We start from the raw sequence: 14,315 nt of genomic DNA on the forward strand, positions 1-14,315 counted from the left end.
TCAGGCGATGCCCGTCCGGGCGGACTCGGCCGGACGCCAGTAGGTTCCGCCGCTCCGGCGCAGGTGGTCGAGGTCCACCAGGTGCCGCCGGAGCGTCACATGGTCGACGTCGCCGTCCTCGCACCAGGCACGCAGCTTCTCGTCGACGGTTCGCTCCGGGTACTCGACGCCGGGGGCGAAGGTCCGCTCGGCGATGTGCCGCAGCACCACCTTCTTGCGCGTCCAGCGCGCGGGGAGCCGGACCAGCCGCCCGTCCTTGACGAAGGTCCGCACGATCATGCCGGCCGCCCGGTCGTCCTCCGTCCCGGCGTCGGCGTCGCCGCGCGCCACCGGCCGGCCCGCCCTGGCCAGCTCCCTGAAACGGTCGTGGGCGACGACGAGTTCACCGTCGCCCCCGGACGTCACCACGCCTTCCTCGCGCAGCCGGCGCAGCGCGGCGGCCGTGTCCTTCGCGGACAGGCCCGCCGCCTCCGCCACCCGCCCCGCGCTGCCCGCCCCCAGCGCCACGGCCGCGAAGGCGCGCACCCGGCCCTCCTCGGCGAACAGGCCGGGCAGCACGGACAACGCGGCCGCCACGGACGGCACGGACGGCGGTTCCTGTGCTTCGGACAATCGGTCGGTTGGGTCGTTTCGGTCGGTTCGATCGTCAACCATGTCCGGAGGTTAGTGGACGCCCCCGCCCGGCGCGGAGCGGTTTTCCGCCCTCCGCCACCCGGCACCCGCCACCCGCCACCCGCACCACCGATCCGTTCAAAACGGGTGATACTCACATTCCCCCCGTGACTCCCTCACGACCTGCCCCGTTGAACCGCGAGTGCGGTGGCGCGTCCTGCCGCCGTGCTCCCCGAGTGAGAAGGAGAACGTGATGTCTCGCATCGCGAAGGCCGCCGGCGTCGCTCTCGGCGCCGGTGCCGTGGTGCTCAGCGGCACCGGTCTGGCCATGGCGGACGCGGGTGCCGAAGCGGCGGCCATCGGCTCGCCCGGCGTCCTGTCCGGCAACGTCGTCCAGGTCCCGGTCCACGTGCCGATCAACGTGTGCGGCAACACCGTCAACGTGATCGGTCTGCTCAACCCGGCCTTCGGCAACGCCTGCGAAAACGGCGACGACGACAAGAAGGACGAGAGCGACAAGCACGGCGACGACGGCAAGAACAGCGGCTACGGCAGCTGAGTCACGCCCGCACCAGGAGAGCCCCGGCCTTCCCGGCCGGGGCTCTTCCCGTGTCCGCGCCGGACGCCGGGCGGGCGCTCAGGCGTACCGGTAGAGCCGGCTGTGGTCCTCCAACTGGTCCGGCGTCACGTCCCACGGCGGCAGCCTCTCGTGCCGCGCGACGATCCGTCCGCGCTGCGCGCTGCCCCGGCCGGGGGGCTCGGCGGGCAGGTAGCGGGCGCCGCGGTGCCGGGCCTGCCAGCGGGACCACAGGAGGTCCACGAAGGCGTGGTGCAGCCAGAACACCGGGTCGTTGACGGAGGCGCCGCCGACCATGGCCCCGCCGACCCAGCGGTGCACGCGGTTGTGGTTGCGCCAGGAGACGCTGCCGCGCCCGGTCCCCCACCCCTCCAGCTTGTTCCGGAATCCCTTGCGGACCGTGGAGTCCCAGGGAGCGCTGTCGTACGCCGGATCGTCGAGCGCCCACTCCAGGTCGCTCTTCGTGGGCAGTTTGATGGGGTCGGCGGCCCGCCCGAGGTCCCGGGTGAGGTACTCGGTGTCGGTGACGTTCTCCCTGAGGGTCCAGTTGCCCTCCGCGTGGGCGAACGGTCCGGTGGTCACCCGGTGGTCGGAGCGCCGTCCGGTGCCGCCGAGGAGGTCCGCCGTCCAGGGCGCGGAGGTGGTGGCGCGGTCCTTCGTCCAGTCCCAGTACGGCACGGTGACCGAGTCGTCGACCCGGCGCAGCGCCTCCTCCAGGTCCAGCAGGAACCGGCGGTGCCAGGGCAGGAAGGAGGGCGCCATGTGCGCCGTACGCAGTCCGTCCTCGCCGTCGGAGACGTAGTACTCGATGTGGGTTCGCACGAACTCGTCGTACTCCCCGCGCCGTTTGATCTCCAGCAGCGCGTCGACGAACCGTCGCTTCTCGGTGCGGGTCAGCTTGCTGACGTTCTTACGCGTGTACGCCACGGTGCCCCCCGGAGTGATCCTGGTCGGCGGACGGCGTGTCGCGCAGGTGCTCGCCGGGACCGAGTTCGTCGACGGCGCCGCGGGCCGCGGCGAGCGGGGTGGGGTACGACCGGTAGTGGTCGATCATGCTCAGCCAGCTGCCGTCGGCCCGGCGCATCAGGTGCAGCGGCCGGCCGTCCACGGTGACGTGCCAGGTGCCGGCACCGACGGCGCGGCCCGCGGCGGAGCGGATGCCGCGGATGCGGCGGCCCCGGTAGGTCTCGTCGAACGACGTGCCCTCGGCCGGCTCCGCACCGTGCGGCCCGGGATGCCCGGCCGCCCCCGGCGCCTCGGACGCCGGTGCGGGCCGGGAGGCGGCCACCAGGGGTGCCAGGCCGCCCAGGGCCAGGGCCGGGGCGAGCAGCCCCCGCAGCACCTGCCGCCGGGTCCCCGGTCCCGGTCCGCGTCTCGCCGGGCCTCCCGCCTCCCGCTCCGCGCCGCTCGCTGCTCCACCCGCGTTGACGACCATGGCTCGCTCCTCGTCCGGTTCGGTGATCCGCACCACCAACCGGGCGGAGGGCCTCTCGGTCACCCCGCGCAGGGCCACACGGAGCACCGGCCGCCTGGGGCCGCGTACGGGCTGCCGGCTACCGGCTACGCGCTACGGACTACGGAGCCGTCACAGCCCTGGTCCGACGCCCAGGCCGGCCGTCGGCACCGTCTGGACCACCGGGGCGAGTACGCCCGCCTGGGGGAGCTTGGTGGTCGGCAGACCGGCACCCTCGCCGTCGGGGGCGCTGAGCGGGGCGTCGAGGGACAGTCCCGGCGCCAGGGCCCGCAGCCCGGCGGCGGGGGCGTCGACGGCGGCGTGGTCGAAGTCGTCCCCGAGGACGTGCGGAAGGGGCTGGCGCACGTCGACGCCGGGCAGTCCGCCGCTCACCGGCAACTGCGGAAGCGTCCGCTCCGGCAGCAGCCGGCCCTCGACGTACCGGGGCCCCTCGGGGGCGCCCGGCGTCAGTACGGGCAGCTCGCCGGCCACCTCCGGCAGCTCCATGCCGAGGGCCGTCTCCGCGCCGTCCAGCGGCACCGGCACGGGGATCGCGCCTGCCGCCGCGGCGGGGGTCGCGGCGGCGCCCAGGGCGGCCGCCACACCGGTGACGACGGCGGCCAGGGTTCGTCTGGTGGTCGACTTCATGTCAGGCACGGTCCCTTTCGGAAAGGCGGGAAGGCTGGCGGGGAGACGCGACGGAGGGAGAGGGCGGGAGAGGGCGGGCCGGGTCAGCGGCCCAGCGGGAGGCCGCCGAGGAGGCCGCCCTTGGAGTTCAGGTCGGCGGTCGCGCCCTTCACGGTGTGGAGCACGGAGTCCTTGTTCTCGGTGTCGAGCGCGTCCGACTGGTGCTTGAGCGGCATGACGTCGATGGGCTCCGACGTGAGCGCGTTCACGGCGCCGTTGAGGCTGGTGGGCGTGATGTCGGCGGCGTCGTAGGCGAACGCGGGCGCGGCGGAGCCCGCGGCGACCAGGGACCCGGCGACGACGGCGGCGGCCTTGAGGGACTTCATCGTGTTCCTTTCCTCGGTGGCTCGGCGACTCGTGTCACCGGAGCACATGCGGACGCCATGCGTAACGACCTGTGCCGCGCACGGAAACCACGAGCCCGGAAGACATATGAGATCTCCGGAGGGGATCGGAGAAATGAAGCGGGGGGATCCGGGGGGGGACGGAACGCGAAAGGCCGCCGTGCCACCCCGGAGGGGGTGGCGCGACGGCCCGGGACGCCGTGGGGCGTCAGGAGGGGTTCGCCGGGGCCGGGTTGGCCGGTACGGCGGCTTCCGGTGCGCTCGGCAGCGCGGGCAGGCCGGCCAGGTCCGCGGCGGGCAGCCCGCTGGCGACCAGCGTGGCGGCGACGACGTTGACCACGCCGGTCACCACCTCCTGGACGGCCGGGGTCACCTGTTCGGCGGTGCCGGAGGTGCTGGCCTTGACCAGGGCGTCGATCTGCTTCTGCAGGGCGGCGTGCGCCTGGGCGGCCAGGTCGTCCGCGGCGGCGGTCGCGTCGCCGTCCTGCGCCGCGGCGGGCGCCGGCAGGGTGACGGGCGCCGGCAGCGTGACCGGCGTCTCGGCCTCCGGCGCGGTCACGACCGGCGGCTGGGCCGGGGTGCTCGTACCGGGCGTCGTGGTGCCGGGGGTGGTGGTGCCGGGGGTGGTCGCCACGTCGTCCGCGTCGGCGTCCGCCGCGTCGGCCTTGGCGAGGGCTTCCTTGACGGCTGCGGCGAGCTTGTCCGCGTCCGTCTCGGAGAGCCGGCCGCTGTCCGCCTTGAGGACGGCGTCGAGCAGGTCGCTGACCGGCGTGAGCACGCCGCCCAGACCGGCCAGGCTGCCGACCTGGCTCTCCAGTTCGGCGACGTCGGGGAGGGGGGCGCGGGACGCCGCGTGGGTGCGTTCCCGGACCGATTCGCCATCGGCCGCCATCACCGCCGGCCCGGACAGGCCGATCAGGAGGCCGGCGGTGAGAGCGGTGGTGGCGATTCGCCGTGCGGGCAGACGCATGGGGGGTTCCTTTCGGTGGTGCGTCGGATCTTGTGCCCACCGTGGAAGCGCCCGTGGCGCTGTGCAACCGATCGTTCACCCTCCGCCCCGGACCGCTTCTCCGCGCTCCGGCGTCCTGCCTGGTGAGACGCCCTGTCAAGGTCCGCGCGCCGTGTCGGCGCCCGCACCCCCCATTCGGGGCAGCACACCGCCGTCCGTGCGGCAACGCGAACCGGCCGCCCGCTCGCGGAGGAACCGCGGTACGGACGGCCGGTGCAGGGGTTCGAGCCGACGGTCAGTCGTTCTCGCACTCGTTGCCGAACGCCGGGTTCAGCAGGCCGATGATGTCGACCGTGTTGCCGCAGACGTTGACCGGCACGTGGACCGGAACCTGCAGCACGTTGCCCGACAGGACGCCCGGGGAGTGAGCGGCGGCGGCCTGCGCGCCGGCGTCGGCAGCGGCGACACCGGCGGTGCCCGCCACCGCGGCGGCGGCGACGGAGGTCAGGGCCAGGCCCTTCGCGATACGCGACATGGAGAGGTGCTCCTTGGGGTTGACACAAACATCCGGGCGGGTGCCCGGCGCAGTGTCAACGCGTGGCAGGCACGCGGGTTGTGCCGCCAAAGGGGTGATCTCCCGAAAGAGTGGCATTCACAAATCCAACACACTTACCCGGTTTCACCGTATTAGTACGGATAGCGGCTAGAGTCCCACTCCAACCGACGTATCCCCTTTGCACTCTCGCGGGACATCGGCCAGGGGAACTCTCCGAGCGCTCCGAACGCGGCGGTGACCAGCCGGTCTTCCCGCTCGTCCGCGGCGGGACGCGGCGTGCGCCGACGTGCGGCGGCGTGCGGCGGCGTGCGGCGGCGTGTGTCGCGTCGCGGCCGGCGCCCCGCGGTGCGACACGTTCCCGCCCGTCCCGAGCACTTCCGTGAGCGAGGAAACGCGCATGCACCTGCCACCGACGCAGTCCCGGCCAAGGGTTCTGCACGTCACCCAGCCGGTGGACGGCGGGGTGGCCCGGGTCGTGGCGGACCTGACGCGGGCTCAGCTCGCCGCCGGACTGCGCGTCGCCGTCGCCTGTCCCGACGGGGACCTCGCGGCCGGGCTGCGGTCCCTGGGCGCCGATGTGCGGCACTGGCCGGCGACCCGGTCGCCGGGCCCCGCGCTGGTGGCGGAGGTGCGGCGGCTCGCCCGGGTGATCGACGACGTACGGCCCGATCTGGTGCACGCGCACAGCGCCAAGGCCGGCCTCGCGGGGCGGCTCGCCGTACGGGGGCGGGTCCCGACCGTGTTCCAGCCGCACGCCTGGTCGTTCGAGGCGGTCGGCGGGGCCGCCGCGGTCCTCGCGCTCGGCTGGGAGCGGTACGCGGCGCGCTGGGCGGCGCGGACGGTGTGCGTGAGCGAGGCGGAGCGGCTGCGGGGGGTGCGGGCCGGGATCCGCGGGCGGTGGACGGTGATCCCCAACGGCGTCGACCCCGGCGTGTTCCGCACGTCCGCCCCGATGGACGCTGCGGGCCCGGCCGGCGCACGGCCGCCCGCTCCCGGCGCCGGTCCGCGAGCCCCGCTGGTGGTCTGCGTGGGGCGGCTGTGCCGGCAGAAGGGGCAGGACGTGCTGCTGGACGCCTGGGGGTCGGTCCTCGCGCGGGTGCCGGGCGCCCGGCTGGTCCTGGTCGGCGACGGCCCGGAGCGCGCGCGGCTCACGGCGCGTGCCGGGGCGTACGGATTCCTGGGCGGCGCGGGGGAGCACGGCCGCCGCCCCGGCCGTCCCGCGCCGGATCCGGTGAGGGCCGGCCTTCCGGGTGAGGGCGTCCGCCCGGCCGCGGGCGCCCCGGCGTCCGTGCTGTTCGCGGGGGCCGTCGCGGACGCCGCCGCCTGGTACCGCGCCGCCGACCTGGTCGTCCTGCCGTCGCGCTGGGAGGGCATGGCGCTGGCCCCGCTGGAGGCGATGGCGTGCGGGCGGCCCGTGGTGGTGACCGACGTGGACGGGACCCGCGAGTGCCTGCCGCCCGCTCTGGTGCCGCACTGCCTGGTGCCCCCGCGCGACCCGGCGGCGCTGGCCGGCGCCGTCACCGGCCTGCTCCTCGACGCCCCGCTGCGCACGTCGCTGGGCGGCCGGGGACGCGCGCACGTCCTCGCCCGGCACGACGTACGGCACACGGCCGCCGCGGTCGCGGCGCTGTACGGCGAACTCCTCGGCACCGGGCGCCCCACCGCCCCGCACGCCGCCCCGCACCACGGGCCGACCGCACCCGGCACCCTCGCCGCCCCCGGCGACCGGACCGCAGCGGTGGGGCGGTCGGCCGTCGTACCCATCGAGTACAGGGAGTCCACGCACCCGTGACCGCGGAAAGCACCGTCCCCACCCCCGCCGGCCAGCCGCGCGACCTCGGCTCCTCCCCCGTCTCGGTGCTGTCGCAGCGCGTCGGCACCGCGGACCTCCCGTTCCCCGCCGGGCGCCCCGCACCGCGTCCCGGCTCCCCGCTGCCGTTGCTCGTCGCGGACGGTACGGCGGCGGCGGTGCCGGGCTCGCTGGTCCTCACCGGCACCCCGCACCAGCCGCTGCTCGCGGCCCTGCTGGTCGCCGCCTCGGTGGTGCTGCACCCGCGGCCGGCCCGGCGGCTGCCGGGCGCGCTGGACGACCTGCCCGCCCTGTGCGGCCGGATCGCGGTGGTCTGGCTGGCCCTGGCGGCGCTCGTCGCGGCGTACGCCCCGCACCAGGCGCTGTCCGCGCGCACACTGCTCGCCGGCTTCCTGCTGCACGCGGTGGCGGGCTGCGCCGGCCGGGGCGTGGTCCACCGACGGCGGCGTACCGCGCTGCTGAACCGCCCGCGCGCGGCCCTCGTCGTCGGCGCCGCGGACACCGCCCAGCGCGTGGCCTCGGCGGTGCTGCGCCACCCGGGCTGCGGGGTGCGCCCGGTCGGGATCGTCGCCGGCGAGAGCGGCGGCACGCCCGGCCTGCCGGTGCTGACCACGGCCGAGGAGGTACGCCGCGCGGTGGTGCAGAACGGTGTACGGGACGTCCTGACCGTGGACCCGTCCGTACGGACCCGGCAGGCGCCCCTGCTGCGCGCGCTGGCCGAGTCGGGCTGCGCGGTGTGGGAGGTCGACGCGGACGCCCCCTCGGCCGCGGGCGCGGACCGGCTCGCCGGGTTCTCCTGCCGGCGTCTGGAGCCGGGGGCGCGGCGGCCGGGCGGGGCCGGCAAGCGGGTGCTGGACGTGACGGTCTCCGGGGCGCTGTTGCTGCTGCTGAGCCCGCTGCTGACGGCCTGCGCGGCGGTGCTGCGGCTCGTCGGCGGGCCCGGTGTGGTGTTCCGGCAGGAGCGCGTCGGCAAGGACGGCAGGCCGTTCACGCTGCTGAAGTTCCGCACCCACCGCCCGGCCGACGCGCACGAGTCGGCGACCCGGTGGAGCGTGGCGGACGAGCGGCGGATGCCGTGGTTCTGCCGGTTCCTGCGCCGCACGTCGCTCGACGAGCTGCTCCAGCTGTGGAACGTCTTCCGGGGCGACATGAGCCTGGTCGGCCCGCGCCCCGAACGCCCCTACTTCGTGGCCCGGTTCAGCCAGACCTACCCCGGCTACGCGGCCCGCCACCGGATGCCGGCCGGCATCACGGGGCTGGCCCAGATCAACGGGCTGCGCGGCGACACCTCCATCGAGGACCGGGCCCGCTTCGACAACGCCTACATCGACGACTGGTCGCTGTGGCAGGACGTGTGCATCCTGCTGCGCACCGCCGTCGCGCTCGTGCGCCCCACGGGGAGCTGACCGCGGTGGCCCTCGCCCTGCCCCTGTGGTCCACCGCGCGCGTACGGCGGCTGCCGCCCGTGCTGGGCGTGGTCGCGGTCGTCGCGCTGCTCGCCCTGCCGGCCGTCCCCGGCGGCGACGGTGCCGGGCCGGCCGACGCGCTCTCCGCGCTGGTGGTGCTGTACTGCGCCCTGCGGCTGGTGCGGGACCGGCGGCGTCCCCTGTCCCGTACGGCGGCCGTGGTGCTGGGTCTGCCCGTGCTCGGGCTGGCCGTCGCCGCGGCGGTCGCGCACGCGCCGGGGGCCGGGCTCACCGGCCTCGGCCGCTACCTCCAGGTCTTCGTCCTCGTCCCCGCCGCCGTGCTGCTGCTCGTCCGCGACCGGGGTGACGTACGGCTGCTCGCCTGGTCGGTGGTGGGGCTGGCGCTGTGGCAGGGGGCGGTCGGCGTGCACCAGTACGTCACCGGGACCGGCGCCTCCTACCAGGGCGAGCCGGTCCGGGCCGTGGGCACGTTCGGCGCGCAGGACGTGATGGGGATGGCGACCGTGGTGTCCCTGGGGCTGGTGTGCGCGGTGGGCCTGGCGCTGGGGCGGTCCTGGGCCTCGGGGGACTCCCCCGGTACGGCCTCGGGGCGGCAGCGGGCGTGCGCCGCCGGGTGCGCGGTCCTCCTGCTGCCGCCGCTCGCCCTGTCGTTCAGCCGGGGCGCGTGGATCGCGACGGCGGTGGCGTGCGCGGTCCAGCTGCTGCTCGCCGGGGTGCGCAGGGCGCTGGCGGTGGGGGCGGCCGCGATCGCGGCGAGCGTGGTGCTGGTGGGCGGGTTCGGGGTCGGTACGGCGATGCTCCAGGAGCGGGTCGGCAGCATCACCCGCGTCGCCGACGCCCCCGACCGGTCGGTGACCGACCGCTACACGATGTGGGCGGCGGCGGCCGGCATGTGGCGCGAACGGCCGCTGACCGGCGTGGGCCTCAAGGGCTTCCCCGAACACCGGGACACGTACGCCTCCTTGGCGCTGTCCTCGGGCAGCGAGACCGACGGCGCCGGCGCCGGCTACCACAGGCAGCCCCTGCTCTCCCCGCACAACATGTACCTGTTGATCCTGGCCGAACAGGGCCTGATCGGGCTGCTCGCGCTGGCGGGGAGCTGGCTGGCCCTGCTGGTCCTGGGGCTGCGCCGGCTCCGTGCGGTACGGCGTCGCGGGCGGCCCGCGCCCGACTGCGCGCTGGTCGCCTGCGGGCTGCTGGTGTGGCAGCTGACGGACTTCGCGTACGCCGACATCGGCGGACCCTCGACGGTGCTGACGGCGGTGTGCTTCGGACTGGCGGCCTGGTGGGCGCTCGCCTCCGGTCCCCGGGAGGTGCCGGCGCGGTGAAGGCGACCCCGCTCCCCGCGGCCGGCGAGGCGTCCGTCCCGCCGGCCCGCACCGCCGCCCCCGACGCGGGCCCCGGCGCGGCGGCCGGGGGCGGGCGGTCCGCCGGGGGGTTCCTCGCCAGGGCCGCGCTGCTCACGGCCGTCCTGTCGGTGGCCGGGTCGGTGCTCGGGCTGGCCCGGGACCAAGCGCTGGCCCGGCTGTTCGGGGCCGGCAGCGAGACGGACGCCTTCCTGGTGGCGTGGACGGTGCCGGAGTTCGCGGCGACGCTGCTGATCGAGGACGGGCTGGCCTTCGCCCTGGTGCCGATGTTCAGCGTGGCCCTGGCCCGCCGTGTGCGGGGCGCCCCCGCCGACCCGGTCCGCGCGCTGGTCGCCGCCACCCTGCCCCGGCTGGCCCTCGCCTTCGTCGCGGCCGGCGCGCTGGTCGTCGTGGGCGCCCCGTACCTGGTCCGGGCCTTGGCGCCGGGGCTGCCGGACCACGCCCTCGCCGTGGACTGCACCCGGCTCACCGCCACCTGCGTCCTGAGCTTCGGGCTCGCCGGGTACTGCAGCGCGGCCCTGCGGGCGCACCGGCGGTTCCTCGCGCCGGCGGCGATCTACGTCGCCTACAACACCGGCATCATCACGGCGATGTTCGTCCTCGGCGGGCGCTGGGGGGTGCGCTCGGCGGCGGTGGGGGTCGCGGCGGGCGGTCTCCTGATGGTGGCGGCACAACTGCCGTCCCTGCTCCGGCAACTGCGCCGACGGGACGACACGTGCGCGCGGCCCACCCACACCGACCGCGAGCCCGCACCGCCCACTTACTCCGACCGCGAACCGGCGCAGACCCTTCAAACCGACCGCGAGCCGGCGCAGACCCCCCACACCGAGCGCGAGCCGGCGCAGACGGCGAGCAGCCCCGCGCGGCCCCTCGTCCTCGCCCTCTTCGGGACCGTCCTGCTGTTCGCGCTGTGCCGTCAGTCCCAGGTCCTCATCGAGCGCCACCTCGCCTCCACGCTCCCCTCCGGTGCCATCTCGCACCTGAACTACGCGCAGAAGGTGGCCCAGATCCCGATGACGCTGTCGCTGATGCTGTGCACGGTCACCTTCCCGGTGGTGGCCCGCGCGATGGCCGACGGCGACACCGAACGGGCCCGCGACCGCGTCGAGCGGGACGTCGCGCTGGCGGCCTGCCTGGTGCTGCTGGGCGCGGCAGCGGTCGTCGCCTGCGCCCCGCAGATGATCGGACTCCTCTTCCAGCGCGGCGCGTTCACCGCGGCCGACACCGCCGCGACCGCGACCGTCATGCGCGTGTACGCCCTCGGGCTGCTCGGCCAGACCGTGGTGGGCGCGCTGGCCCGCTCCTACTTCTCGGCGGGCCGCGCCAGCTGGTACCCGCTCGCCGCGATGGCCGCCGGCATCGCCGCCACCGCCGGCATCGGGACCTGGGCCGTCGGCCCGTGGGGCGTGACCGGCATCGCCGCCGCCAACGCCGCCGGCATCACCGTCACCGCCGCCCTGCTGCTCGCCGGGATGGGCCCGCGCAGCGTCCCGGTCCGCGTCCGGCGCGTCCTGGGCGACCTGGGCCGGCCGGTGCTGGCGGCGGCCGGGGCGAGCGTCGCGGGCGCGCTGGTCGCGGCCCGGTTCACGGCTCCCGCCCTGTCCCTGGCCGCCGGCGCGGTGACCGTCGCAGGCGTCTTCGCCCTGCTCGGCCTGGCCCTCGGCGTCCAGGGCGTCGCCCCGGCGCTCACCTCCATCCGCACCCTCCACCACCGACGTCCCCTCCGTCCTACCCGCCCCCTCCGCCCCCTCCGCCCCGTCCGCCCCCTCCGCCCCCTCCGTCTCGTCACACGAAGGCTCTCCCATGGCCGTTTCCGCTTCCGCAGATTCCGTTGACGCCCGCGCGCGCACCGGCACCCCCACGCGCACCGGAACCCCCGCTCGCCCCGGCACCCCCCGACGCACCGGCGCCCGCACCCGCCCCGCCACCGTTCCCTGGGTGGCGATGTACCACTCGGTCGGCGACTGCTCGGACGACCCGTACCGCATCACGGTGACGCCCGCCCGGCTGGACGCGCAGCTCGGCTGGCTGCGGCGGCGCGGCCTGCGCGGCGTGTCGGTCGCCGAGCTGCTGGCCGCCCGGGCCCGGGGCGAGGGCGCCGGCCTGGTCGGGCTGACCTTCGACGACGGGTACGCCGACTTCGTCGAGCACGCCCTGCCCCGCCTGCGCCGCTGGGACTGCGGCGCCAGCCTCTTCGTCCTGCCGGGGCGGCTCGGCGGTGACAACGCGTGGGACCCGCTGGGCCCGCGCAAGCCGCTGCTGACCGCCGACGGCATCCGGCACGCCGCCGCCGAGGGCGTCGAGATCGGCTCGCACGGGCTCACCCACGTCGACCTGACCGAGGCGGACGACGCCACGCTGGAGGCCGAGACAGCCGGGAGCAGGGAACGGCTCGCGGAGTTGACCGGCGCGCCGGTGACCGGCTTCTGCTACCCCTACGGCACGGTCGACGCCCGCGCCGCCGACGCCGTGCGCGCCGCCGGCTACACGTACGCCTGCGCCATCGACCCCGGCCCGCTGACCGGCCCGCACGCCCTGCCCCGCGTCCACGTGGGCGAGCGGGACACGGCCGTACGCCTGCTGCTGAAGACCCGGCTGCACCGCCTGCGCCGCCGCGCCGCGACGGGGGTGTGAGGTGAGGGCGCTGCACATCATCACCGGTCTCGGCGTCGGCGGCGCCGAGCAGCAACTGCGGCTGCTCGTGCGCCACCTCCCCGTCGACTGCGACGTCGTGACGCTCACCAACCCCGGCACGGTCGCCGACGGACTGCTCGCCGACGGTGTGCACGTCGTCCACCTCGGCATGACCGGCAACCGCGACCTGTCCGCGCTGCCCCGGCTCGCCCGCCTCATCCGCACCGGCGGTTACGACCTCGTCCACACGCACCTCTACCGTGCCTGCCTGTACGGCCGGCTCGCCGCGCGGCTGGCGGGCGTGCGCGCGGTCGTCGCCACCGAGCACTCCCTCGGCGACTCGCAGATGGAGGGCCGCCCGCTGACCCCCGGCGTCCGCGCCCTCTACCTCGCCGGGGAGCGGCTGGGCAGCGCCACGGTCGCCGTCTCCCCCACCGTCGCCGACCGGCTGAAGCGCTGGGGGGTGCCCGCGCCCCGCATCGAGGTCGTCCCCAACGGCATCGACCTGGCCCGCTTCCGCTTCGACCCCGTGGCCCGCCTGCGCACCCGCCGCCGCCTCGGCCTGCCCCAGGAGGCGTACGTCGTCGGCGGCGTCGGCCGGCTGGCGCCGGGCAAGCGGTTCGACGTGCTGGTCCGCGCCCTGGCCCGGCTCCCGGAGGACTGCTGGCTGCTGCTGGTCGGCGGCGGCCCCGAGGAGCACGTGCTGCGCCGCACCGCCCGCGAGGCCGGGGTCGCCGACCGCGTCCTGCTCACCGGCGAACGCCCCTACGTCCCCGACGGCTCCCTCGGCCCCGACCTGCCGTCACTGGTCTGCGCGATGGACGTGCTGGCGTCGCCGTCGCGCGAGGAGGCCTTCGGCCTGGCGGTCGTTGAGGGTCTCGCGTCGGGTCTGCCGGTGCTGTACGCCTCCTGCCCGGCCATCGAGGACCTGCCGCCCCGGTCCGCGCCCACGGCCCGGCGTGTCGCGGGCGGTGACGAGGAGTTCGCCCGCGCCCTCGCCGAGGTCCGCGCGTCCGCCGGACCGGGCCCCGGCCCGCGCACCGTGCCCGAGGCCGCCCGCCACTACTGCGTCACCCGCAGCGCCGCCCGGCTGATGGACGTGTACGCGACCGCCCTCACGCACCCGTTGTCCCCGGCACCCCAGGGAGTGAGTTCCCCATGACCGAAGCCCTCACCCAGTCCCCGGCCGAGCCCGCGACGGAGCACGACCCCGCGCCCCCCGCCCGTCCCCGCCGCGCCCCGGCCGCCCTGCGCCAGGTGCTGCGCCGCGCCTGGGCCGCCCTGGGCCGGGCCCGTGCCCTGCCGCCCTGGACCCCGCTCGCGGCCGGCGTCCTGGCCGGCGGCCTGCTCGGCGCCGGTTACGGCCTGGCCGCCACCCCGCGGTACACGGCGACGAGTTACGTGGTCGCCGTCGCCGACGACGAGTCCGACCCGGCGTCCGCGCTGGGCTTCGCCCAGGCCTACGGGCGGGTCGCCACGCAGCTCGCGGTGCTCGGGGACGCGCAGGTGTGGGCGGGCGTGCCGGTGGCGACGCTGGAGGAGAGCGTCCGCGCGGCGACCTCGCCGGACGCGCCGATGGTCTCCGTGACGGCCACCTCCGCCCGCCCGGACCAGGCCGCCGACATGGCCGACGCGGTCGCCCGCGCGCTGACCCGGCACGCGGAGGCCTCCGCCGACGACACCCACGTGGAGCTGCGGCAGTTCGCCCGCGCCACCGAGCCGACCGAGGCGTCCTCGGCGTCGGCGGGCGTGACGGGGCTGGTGGGCGCGAGCGCGGGCGGGCTGCTCGGCGGGCTGGCCCTGCTGGTCCGGCCCCGCCGCCCCGCGCGGGAAGGCGACCGCGCGGCGACGGCCGTGCCCGGACCCGCCCCGGCGGCCGACGTCCGCGGCCGGCCGTGA

Annotated in this window: 15 protein-coding genes; 8 read left to right on the top strand and 7 right to left on the bottom strand. The window is 76.5% G+C overall.

Annotation, left to right across the window (positions count from 1 at the left end; genetic code table 11):
* Positions 1–576 carry a DUF2087 domain-containing protein gene (locus ACFIF2_RS02365; protein ID WP_395571030.1) on the bottom strand — a complete coding sequence of 192 codons (576 nt, stop codon included), beginning with the start codon at positions 574–576 and terminating at the stop codon, positions 1–3.
* A 289-nt stretch (positions 577–865) separates the two neighbouring features.
* On the opposite strand from ACFIF2_RS02365, the gene ACFIF2_RS02370 reads away from it, so the two are divergent.
* Complete coding sequence (locus ACFIF2_RS02370; RefSeq protein WP_395570758.1) at positions 866–1,171, top strand: chaplin; 306 nt, start codon at positions 866–868, stop codon at positions 1,169–1,171.
* Between the two features lie 78 nt (positions 1,172–1,249).
* On the opposite strand, the gene ACFIF2_RS02375 is transcribed toward ACFIF2_RS02370, so the two are convergent.
* The 6 genes from ACFIF2_RS02375 to chpG form a co-directional block, all read right to left on the bottom strand.
* Positions 1,250–2,116: a tyrosinase family protein gene (locus ACFIF2_RS02375; protein ID WP_395570759.1), complete on the bottom strand. Its 867-nt coding sequence runs from the start codon at positions 2,114–2,116 to the stop codon at positions 1,250–1,252.
* On the bottom strand, positions 2,100–2,624 hold the full coding sequence (locus ACFIF2_RS02380; RefSeq protein ID WP_395571031.1) for a tyrosinase family oxidase copper chaperone: 525 nt from the start codon (positions 2,622–2,624) through the stop codon (positions 2,100–2,102). Before ACFIF2_RS02380 ends, ACFIF2_RS02375 begins: the two co-directional genes overlap by 17 nt.
* Before the next feature lie 150 nt (positions 2,625–2,774).
* Positions 2,775–3,290, bottom strand: coding sequence for a hypothetical protein (locus tag ACFIF2_RS02385; protein WP_395570760.1), 516 nt, complete (start codon positions 3,288–3,290; stop codon positions 2,775–2,777).
* Positions 3,291–3,373: 83 nt separating this feature from the next.
* Positions 3,374–3,655 carry a hypothetical protein gene (locus tag ACFIF2_RS02390; protein ID WP_395570761.1) on the bottom strand — a complete coding sequence of 94 codons (282 nt, stop codon included), beginning with the start codon at positions 3,653–3,655 and terminating at the stop codon, positions 3,374–3,376.
* A gap of 226 nt (positions 3,656–3,881) precedes the next feature.
* Positions 3,882–4,643: a hypothetical protein gene (locus ACFIF2_RS02395; RefSeq protein ID WP_395570762.1), complete on the bottom strand. Its 762-nt coding sequence runs from the start codon at positions 4,641–4,643 to the stop codon at positions 3,882–3,884.
* A gap of 274 nt (positions 4,644–4,917) precedes the next feature.
* Complete coding sequence (gene chpG, locus ACFIF2_RS02400) at positions 4,918–5,157, bottom strand: chaplin ChpG (RefSeq protein ID WP_361215037.1); 240 nt, start codon at positions 5,155–5,157, stop codon at positions 4,918–4,920.
* Between the two features lie 418 nt (positions 5,158–5,575).
* Here chpG and ACFIF2_RS02405 point away from each other — a divergent pair, with 418 nt between their 5' ends.
* The 7 genes from ACFIF2_RS02405 to ACFIF2_RS02435 all read left to right on the top strand — a co-directional run bounded on the left by ACFIF2_RS02405 (position 5,576) and on the right by ACFIF2_RS02435 (position 14,315).
* Complete coding sequence (locus ACFIF2_RS02405) at positions 5,576–6,970, top strand: glycosyltransferase (protein WP_395570763.1); 1,395 nt, start codon at positions 5,576–5,578, stop codon at positions 6,968–6,970.
* Entirely contained in the window at positions 6,967–8,394 is a 1,428-nt protein-coding gene (locus ACFIF2_RS02410; RefSeq protein ID WP_395570764.1) for an exopolysaccharide biosynthesis polyprenyl glycosylphosphotransferase, read from the top strand. Before ACFIF2_RS02405 ends, ACFIF2_RS02410 begins: the two co-directional genes overlap by 4 nt.
* A 5-nt stretch (positions 8,395–8,399) precedes the next feature.
* A complete protein-coding gene (locus ACFIF2_RS02415; RefSeq protein WP_395570765.1) occupies positions 8,400–9,743 on the top strand; it encodes an O-antigen ligase family protein in 1,344 nt (447 codons plus the stop codon).
* Positions 9,740–11,617: a murein biosynthesis integral membrane protein MurJ gene (gene murJ / locus ACFIF2_RS02420; protein ID WP_395570766.1), complete on the top strand. Its 1,878-nt coding sequence runs from the start codon at positions 9,740–9,742 to the stop codon at positions 11,615–11,617. The genes ACFIF2_RS02415 and murJ overlap by 4 nt, the downstream gene beginning before the upstream one ends.
* Positions 11,618–11,726: 109 nt before the next feature.
* Positions 11,727–12,416 (top strand): polysaccharide deacetylase family protein, encoded by a 690-nt coding sequence (locus ACFIF2_RS02425; protein WP_395571032.1) that lies wholly within the window; start codon positions 11,727–11,729, stop codon positions 12,414–12,416.
* Position 12,417: 1 nt separating this feature from the next.
* A complete protein-coding gene (locus ACFIF2_RS02430) occupies positions 12,418–13,578 on the top strand; it encodes a glycosyltransferase (RefSeq protein ID WP_395570767.1) in 1,161 nt (386 codons plus the stop codon).
* Positions 13,575–14,315 (top strand): lipopolysaccharide biosynthesis protein, encoded by a 741-nt coding sequence (locus ACFIF2_RS02435; RefSeq protein ID WP_395570768.1) that lies wholly within the window; start codon positions 13,575–13,577, stop codon positions 14,313–14,315. The genes ACFIF2_RS02430 and ACFIF2_RS02435 overlap by 4 nt, the downstream gene beginning before the upstream one ends.

It is taken from the genome of Streptomyces sp. BK79 (assembly GCF_044142145.1).
Lineage (GTDB): Bacteria > Actinomycetota > Actinomycetes > Streptomycetales > Streptomycetaceae > Streptomyces.